This is a genomic window from Candidatus Enterococcus wittei (assembly GCF_002140175.1).
GTDB classification, from domain to species: domain Bacteria; phylum Bacillota; class Bacilli; order Lactobacillales; family Enterococcaceae; genus Enterococcus_B; species Enterococcus_B wittei.
Map to the genome: position 1 here is coordinate 340759 of NZ_NGMO01000001.1, position 2769 is coordinate 343527.

The window sequence follows — 2769 nt, forward strand, 5'->3', positions numbered from 1 at the left end:
GGATAATAGCTTCTGCCTCCAATGCAGTCAGATTTCTATTTTGGAGTCCAGAAGCCTTTCGAATAATTCCGGCGATTTTTTTCCTTCTAGTTCGAGAGATCTTCGCATCTTTTTTTTCTGTCCAATGTCGTATTTTTACATACAAAGCTTGTCCTGACATCTCTTGGCACAGTTGCTTTTTGTTACAAATAAAAGCTTTCAACTCTTTATTCACTTTTCCGAGTTGATCGCGATTTTCAAAAATCTCTAAATCATACCAGAAAAATGGCAAATTTGGTGGGATCGTTTCACGCAATAATTTAGCCACCGAATAGCCATGAATATAGGTTTGAATGACATTTTCTAATTGTTCTTGTATTTCTCTAGGAAGGACTTCAGAATATTCCAACTTTGGTGTATCTATCTCTGATGGTAATGGTGTAGATGGTATCATCGTTTCGTTTTTTTCACTGGTTATGGTGGTTAACTCAGTCGTCGCGTTTTTTTCTAAAGTGGTTTGTTGAGATTCGGTTGTTTGTTGCGATTCTTTTATGGTTGGTGGTTGCCGGTCTTCAAACGAGTATTCTTGAAAAATATTATTATTTCGCCATTGGAGGAGAATGTTTGTTGCCTGGGTATATGTCAGATCGATCTTCGGAAGTCCAAAAGCTTCACGAATGACACACGCTAATTGTTTTCTTCTATTTACTTTCATTTCCTGTCCTTCTTTTCCTTCCCAATTCTCTATAGCATTCAGTAATTCCACAACTGATAATTCAGCACACGGAACTCCTTGTCCAATCAAATAGTCTTTGACTTTTTGATTGACTTCTTGTATTTTATGCCGTAGTTGAAATGTTTCATAATCATACCAAAAATCAGGGAGTCGTCCTTTATTCGGTACAGTAGAAGGCAGATTATTCAGATAATCGGACATGATTTGATTTATTTTTATTGTTGTCCCTATAGAAAGTTTTTTCCAACTTATCAGAACTTCTCTTTCTTCCGCAGGTGCCGGAATCGGCCTTGCCTCAGCACCTAATTGGGGAAATACATTGAATTTGAAATGTTCAATAAACCCTTCTACCTTTCCAAAAAAATCTTCTGCCAGATGCCAAAATGGTGACAAATAACTTTCTCTTTCAGGAAGCAATACTGCTTTGGCTTTCGACACCGATTCTGGAACCCTTTCTGGTGATAGTTCCTGTTGATTATTTTTTTGCTTTTTCTTCTTCGATTTTTTTTGCGAAGTCTTGGTTGGGAGCAAGTTGTTCGTACGGTGGTTACTCACCGGAACATTTAGGTTCTTTTCTGATTGTGAGTTATTGGGAATTTGTTCCCCATATTTTACCGAAAAGGTACTCAGTAACCAATCAGCAAAATACGACAGCAACGAACCGCTTGGCTCTTTTTTTTCTTGAGTAGGAGCCGCGTGTTCATGTTTGGAAAAGAAGTGGTAAAACAGCTTAGTCAAGTCATTCCAAAACGTTTCTGTCACTTGATTATGTACAGGATTTAGGGGATCTATTGTGGTGTTATGTTGGTTTTCAAAAGAAACTTGAAAGGCTTTACTTAGTCTTTGAGCTGCCTCTTCCGCAGAAAAAGGGTAGAACTCATGTTCAGTAGTATTGGTCATGTGGCCAGAAGAAAAAGTAGGATTCTCACTTTCTTGTTTCATTCCTTGGTTGTTTTGTTTCTCAGCTTCACCGATTGCTTCTTGACAAACCGTGGTAAAACTCGTTTGTTCTACACTTTCTCCTGTGATGATCAATGTGTTCACCTGATCCGTCCTTCTCGTGGTGGTGCAATTCACTAGTTGGTAAAGGGCATGAACTTTCTGGTGAACAGAAATACTTAATACATGTGCGATTTTCGCTACGTCGATGATCTCTTGTGTAGACATTGTCTGATTCCGAAACGTTTGGTTGACAAAAAAAGGACTGGCACTGATAAACGGTGAGATGATTGATGTGGACTGATGAGGCATGGTATGGGGCGTATTCAAGGACTGGATTCGCTTACGATTGATGGTAGAAGTGGAAACAAAGGAATGGATTCTTGTCTGATTGCCATCTCTTCTCACATCAATTCGTGTGTTCGCTTCAAATGCTGGGGCGTTTTTTTTGATGACCGTCTGTTGTTCAGGAGGATCGACTAATCGTGTGTTTTGGAAGATACTGGATAAATAAAGGAAGCCATCTAATGTCAATAAACTATCGGGAGCTAGTGTTTGTCCCGTATTATTGGCAATATAATTTAACTTCGCTTGGTCATTTCCTGATTTATTATTGTCATTTCGTTTATTATTTCCCTTTCCAATCACTTCTCTAGAGTTAGCTTGTGGTAGCCTTATCTTCTTCGTCATCTTAACTTTCTGTGGCATCTTGTTCACTCCTTCGTTAAAATTAATTATAGAGCTAATTCGTTGTATAAGTGTTCATTTGAATAACATCTGTGAGTCTATGATTTTACGTCACCCATCAAATTTCTATGACTGGCTTCAACGACTCTACATCATTTTCTCTAAAGTGACAGTTCTTTCAGGCAAAAAGGAACAGTACATCAATGTAGAAAAACAAAAGATAGATAAAAACCACAATGAAAGCAACATTAATAGATCAAACAAAACTAACCCACGTAGCTACAGCTGTTCCTCCTCTCTATGGAAATTTTGAAACTCACTTTTATAGAATTCGCTTTCATTTAATTATAAAACAAAAAAAGAAACGAATCCCTACAGAATTTGTGACCATACCAATTGTAAAAATAAAAAAATTATATAAAAAATTT

At 37.4% G+C, this 2769-nt stretch carries 2 protein-coding genes; one reads left to right on the forward strand and one right to left on the reverse strand.

Annotated features, from left to right (window positions below; genetic code table 11):
- The coding region (locus A5844_RS14085) for a QWxxN domain (protein ID WP_179190512.1) at positions 1-2362 on the reverse strand (2362 nt) is incomplete at its 3' end.
- 215 nt (positions 2363-2577) lie between these two features.
- On the opposite strand from A5844_RS14085, the gene A5844_RS14385 reads away from it, so the two are divergent.
- Positions 2578-2769, forward strand: a 192-nt coding sequence (locus tag A5844_RS14385) for a hypothetical protein (RefSeq protein WP_218776160.1), incomplete at its 3' end; no start/stop codon positions are given.